Genomic DNA, 4,483 nt, shown 5'->3' on the forward strand with positions numbered 1-4,483 from the left:
ATCGGGATCAACGTGCCGGTGCCGGTGCCGATGGCGTACTACTCCTTCGGGGGGTGGAAGAACTCCCTGTTCGGTGACACCCACGCCCACGGCACCGAAGGCGTGCACTTCTTCACCCGCGGCAAGGTCATCACCACTCGGTGGGCTGACCCCGCCGCCACCCAGGCCAGCGTCGGCATCGATTTGGGTTTCCCCACCAACGCCTGAGCGCAGTTGCTGGGAGGGTGGCCAACGCCCATGATCACGGAGTTCTGGGCGTGATCATGGGCAGTTGGCCACCCCCTCCGGCGTGATCATGGGCGTTGGCCACCCCCGCTCCCGCTGCTGGGCAAGCACTGTCCGGGCGCGAGTTCGCGCTACGGGTAGCGTCGCCGTGCCCGCTCCTGCAGCGGATCCGACCATCGCCTCTCGGCCGGCAGTTGCGGAGCACCCGTGATTCACCTCGACTCTCCCGACGATCCGCGCCTGGTCGACTACACCGACCTCACCGACGTCGCTCTGCGCCGCGTCCGCGAACCCGCCGAGGGCCTTTTCATCGCCGAATCCACCCAGGTCATCCGTCGAGCCCTCGCCGCCGGACACCGGCCGCGGTCCCTGCTCGTCGCACCGCGCTGGCTGCCCGACATCACCGACGTCACCGACGCCTGCGAGCGATCGGGCGCCGAGGTCTACGTCGCCGAGGAGCCGGTGCTCGAAGCCATCACGGGCTTCCATGTGCATCGCGGGGCCATCGCCTCCATGCACCGGCCGACTCTGGCGCCAGTCGCGGAGCTGCTGCGCGAGGCGCGCACCGTCGTCGTCCTCGAAGACATTGTCGATCACACGAACACCGGAGCCGTCTTTCGGTCAGCCGCTGGCCTCGGCGTGGACGCCGTGCTGGTGACGCCGCGCTGCGCCGACCCCCTCTATCGGCGCAGCGTCCGCGTCAGCATGGGCACCGTCTTCCAAGTCCCCTGGACCCGCATCGAGCCCTGGCCCGCCGGCATCACCCAGCTCCAGGACGCCGGCTTCCACGTCGCAGCCCTCGCTCTGAGCGACGACTCCGTACCCCTCCAGAACTTCGCCGCCAAGCGCCCCGACAAGCTCGCCCTCCTGCTCGGGACCGAAGGCGCCGGGCTGACCCCGGCCAGCGTCGCCGCCGCCGACACCGTCGTCCGCATCCCCATGCACGGCGGCGTGGACTCCCTCAACGTCGCCGCAGCCAGCGCCGTCGCCTTCTGGGCTCTCGGGAGCGACTGCACGCCCTCCCCAGGGGCCTGACCTCTCGTCACCGCTGAAGGCCGGGCGCGATCTGAGGACGCGCGAGCAGGTCATGTCCGATGCCGGCGTCGTCGACGTCACCGCGCATGGGCCGCCCGCTGCAGCGCAGGTGTGCGGTGCATGGTTTGAGCCGTCGTAGCCATCAGCCAGACGGTCGCTATCCCGTTCGACTGCCCGGAGAGCCCTCAGCGTCCAGTGCATTGGGCGGCGGGTGCCTCCCGGACGAAGATCCGCAGCGGCACGCTCCCGCAGAAGAGTGGCGGGCTGGTCAGCGGGCGGGGGCTACTGGGCTTCGGAGGCGTAGACGTACGAGGCGAACGCAGCAGGAACGTGCTCACGCTGCCACGACAACGCAACGTTCAGAGCTGGACCCGCCAAGGCTTTCTTGGTGTAGCGCGAGATCTCTCGACTGCGCCCAGCCATGTGCGCCACCGCAACTGCCTGACCAACCGCGCGCGCTACGGCGATGGCCTGCGCCGCGCCAGCCTCTCTCTCGAGCGGCCGCGTGGCAACCGAAGGCGAGCTTGCGCATCTGCCCCACTCTGAGCTGTCCGGCGGCAAACAACTGCGCCCCCTCGAGAGCCTCACGAAGATGCGCGTCGTGCGGTCGGTCGGATGCGAACCGGCAGCAGCCGCGTGACGCATGAACTCGTCCACATCATCAGCTCACGACGCTGCGCTTCGCTGAGAGTCAGGTCGCTCGCATCGATCACGACCCCAGCATTCCAGCGTCGCCGATCGACGGACACGTACCGGGCAGCGATAGTTAGTGGGGCGCTTCCGCACGACCTCGATGGACGCGGTGACCCGAGCGGTATCTTCGTCCTGTCTAGGAGGGGACGGCAGCGCATGGAACGCCACACAGTTGACGAGCGCAAGGTCGCTCGGTCTGCGGCTAGCTCCACCAAGGCCTCCGCCAAGCTGGAGGACCGCATCCTTCCGCCGGACTTCGTCCGCTCCCCCCGCATCACCGAACTCCTCGACAAGCGACGTCGATCCTCCTGATGCCCCTGCAGCCGGGATACGGCGAGACGCCAGTCCCGGACGAGGAGCTGAGATGGCTACAACCGCAGGTCCGTGAACTGCTCGGCTCGGCGGTCACACTGCTCGACATCTACGACTACGAGCAAGCGATCCAGCAGGACCTCACGCAGACACAGCTGAGCAGCGTCATCGCCGGCGACCTGGGCGTCTCGTCACTTCTCAGCGACACCTACCTTCGCCATCTCCATCGTTCGCTCTACAACGACATCTGGCAGTGGGCCGGCACGTACCGCCGCCACGAGATCAACATCGGCGTCGCTCCCGAACTGGTCGCCGTTGAGGTCCGGCAGGGGTTGGACTCGATCGCCTACCGCTGGGAGCACACCGATGACTGGACACCGCGGGTGCTCGGCATGGCCGTGCACGCCGAGATCGTCCGGATCCACCCGTTCACAGACGGAAACGGGCGGACGACGCGCTTGTTGGCTGATCTGGTGTTCGCCGCCGCCCAGGGCACCGAGTCACCGGATCTGTTCGACTGGGACGTCGACAAGGCCGACTACATCGCACTCCTGCGGCAGTACGACCGGACCCGCGATCCCACCGGACTGGCCAGCCTCATCGGCTGCAAGCCGCTCGGCGAGTGAGCCGCCGCCAGGGGCACCCCGTAGGCGCTTCCCACCTTGTGGACGGGTGCCTAGTCCTCGCTCAGCTCCTCGTGCAATAGGCGGCTTGGAGGGGCCAGTTCCCACGACCGGTGACATGGACGGGCCCTTTCGTCGAGGGCCGTCCCTCGTCGATCTTCCTCAGCGGCGCGAGGTGACCGGTAGACGATGGTCAGCGGCACGCTGCCCGCGAGAGGTGGAGACGGCGCGGCTGTCCCGGCGGCTGCGGCGGCGTCGTGGCTCCTGCGAACGAGGGCAGAGCGGTCGCACCGGACACGCAACACGAGGACGTCGCGCATCTCGATGCGCATTCACATGTCGACATCCCACGCCTGGCTCGCGAGGTGCAGCGCCAGCGAGGTGCGATCCGAGTGCCCGAGCTTGCGCAGGAGCACCGACACCGCGTTCTTGACCGTCCCGTACGCGAGATGGAGCTGCTCGGCGATCTCCGCGTTGGGCAGCCCACGCGCCACGAGTCGCGCCACGGCCCGCTCGCCGTCGGTGAGACTCGCGGATCGTCATCGGCACGCTGACCGAAGGTCGATCCGCAGCGACACGCCCTCGGTAGACGATCCCGCGCGGAACATGATCGCCGTCGAGGGCGGTGGCGGCGACGAGGGCCTCTTGCGTGCCGGTCGGCGGTCCCTCTGCGGCAGCGCCGACGGCTCAATCGTTCGGTGAGCGACCCACCGTGCCGTCGTGACGTTCGGTCCAGGGGTTCGCCTGAGCGTCGGCGTGCTCCTTCTCGGCTGGCGACCAGAAGTCACCAGCCTGCACAACCGATGAGCTCGACCCATCGGCGGGCGCATCACCAGACTCCAGCGCCTGCAGCGACAGGGCGCCGACGGCGACCGTGACGGTTGCGGCACCGAGCCTCGCCGCCCAAGCTCGTCTGCCCATCTCCCGCTCCTGCCTGCCCGGACGTCTCCGGTCAACGTAGGTCAGCACGGAGTTGCTCTGCGGAAGGCTCTCCGGCGCCTGCAGCGCTTCGTGATGGTCAACGTCCGGCAGCCGCAAGCTCCTGCCGACGGGTCATTCAGCAAGACACATGTGGAGGGCAGCTAGGCGTTCCCGCCCCCAGGGGCGCGGCGGCGACTACAGGTCCAGGCGCATCGCCAAGGCGTCGGGACGGGGGTGGTCGACTATGACGAAGCCCAGCTTCGTGTAGGTACGAATGGCCGCCTCGTTGGTGGCGATCACGGTCAGCGCGAGGGACCTCAGGCCTTGGGCGCGTGCTTCCTCCAGCGCCAGAGCAACCAGTCGGGCGGCCCAGCCGCGGCCCCGGACGGCGGGTGCTAGGAGGACCCGGGCGAGCCGCGGCTCAGTGCCTGTGGTCGGGACGGTGACCAGCTCCACGTGTCCGAGCGGTTCGTCCCCCGCGTCGCTGTCGATGAGGGTGTAGGCCAACAGACCCGGCGTGGCGATCGTGCGGCGAAGCTGGGAGACCGTCAAGGGCCACGTCAGCGCAGGCCCGGTGAAGAGAAATTGTCAAGACCTGTGGATGAAGATCGTTTAGGCAGCTGCCGGTAGCGGCTGCTCGACCGGCGCGGCGGGCTCGGCGACCTGCGCCCCTC

Annotated in this window: 6 protein-coding genes and 2 pseudogenes; 4 read left to right on the top strand and 4 right to left on the bottom strand. The window is 68.6% G+C overall.

Going from position 1 to position 4,483, the window contains the following annotated elements; genetic code table 11:
* Both BXY45_RS22500 and BXY45_RS22505 read left to right on the top strand, forming a co-directional pair.
* Positions 1–207 (top strand): annotated as a pseudogene (locus BXY45_RS22500) (methylmalonate-semialdehyde dehydrogenase (CoA acylating)); the annotation flags it as partial.
* A gap of 225 nt (positions 208–432) precedes the next feature.
* Positions 433–1,260, top strand: a complete 828-nt coding sequence (locus BXY45_RS22505; RefSeq protein WP_109776771.1) for a TrmH family RNA methyltransferase — start codon at positions 433–435, stop codon at positions 1,258–1,260.
* A gap of 282 nt (positions 1,261–1,542) precedes the next feature.
* Here BXY45_RS22505 and BXY45_RS24955 read toward each other — a convergent pair whose 3' ends face one another.
* On the bottom strand, positions 1,543–1,683 hold the full coding sequence (locus BXY45_RS24955) for a hypothetical protein (RefSeq protein WP_484283257.1): 141 nt from the start codon (positions 1,681–1,683) through the stop codon (positions 1,543–1,545).
* Positions 1,684–2,109: 426 nt separating this feature from the next.
* Here BXY45_RS24955 and BXY45_RS23650 point away from each other — a divergent pair, with 426 nt between their 5' ends.
* Both BXY45_RS23650 and BXY45_RS22510 read left to right on the top strand, forming a co-directional pair.
* Positions 2,110–2,265 carry a hypothetical protein gene (locus tag BXY45_RS23650; RefSeq protein ID WP_170131696.1) on the top strand — a complete coding sequence of 52 codons (156 nt, stop codon included), beginning with the start codon at positions 2,110–2,112 and terminating at the stop codon, positions 2,263–2,265.
* Entirely contained in the window at positions 2,265–2,891 is a 627-nt protein-coding gene (locus tag BXY45_RS22510; RefSeq protein ID WP_109776772.1) for a Fic family protein, read from the top strand. The genes BXY45_RS23650 and BXY45_RS22510 overlap by 1 nt, the downstream gene beginning before the upstream one ends.
* Positions 2,892–3,220: 329 nt before the next feature.
* On the opposite strand, the pseudogene BXY45_RS22515 reads toward BXY45_RS22510, so the two are convergent.
* The 3 genes and pseudogenes from BXY45_RS22515 to BXY45_RS22525 all read right to left on the bottom strand — a co-directional run.
* A pseudogene (locus BXY45_RS22515) lies at positions 3,221–3,406 on the bottom strand (helix-turn-helix domain-containing protein); the annotation flags it as partial.
* Between the two features lie 169 nt (positions 3,407–3,575).
* Entirely contained in the window at positions 3,576–3,926 is a 351-nt protein-coding gene (locus tag BXY45_RS22520) for a hypothetical protein (RefSeq protein WP_146211346.1), read from the bottom strand.
* Between the two features lie 78 nt (positions 3,927–4,004).
* A complete protein-coding gene (locus BXY45_RS22525) occupies positions 4,005–4,361 on the bottom strand; it encodes a GNAT family N-acetyltransferase (RefSeq protein WP_170131697.1) in 357 nt (118 codons plus the stop codon).
* Positions 4,362–4,483 lie beyond the last annotated feature (122 nt).

The organism is Quadrisphaera granulorum, assembly GCF_003149145.1.
Classification (GTDB): Bacteria; Actinomycetota; Actinomycetes; order Actinomycetales; family Quadrisphaeraceae; genus Quadrisphaera; species Quadrisphaera granulorum.

What these genes read in the sequence shown, in the direction of transcription:
- BXY45_RS24955 (WP_484283257.1), bottom strand. Translation starts at nt 1,683, where the DNA reads ATGGCTGGGCGCAGTCGAGAGATCTCGCGCTACACCAAGAAAGCCTTG.
- BXY45_RS22510 (WP_109776772.1), top strand. Translation starts at nt 2,265, where the DNA reads ATGCCCCTGCAGCCGGGATACGGCGAGACGCCAGTCCCGGACGAGGAG.
- BXY45_RS23650 (WP_170131696.1), top strand. Translation starts at nt 2,110, where the DNA reads ATGGAACGCCACACAGTTGACGAGCGCAAGGTCGCTCGGTCTGCGGCT.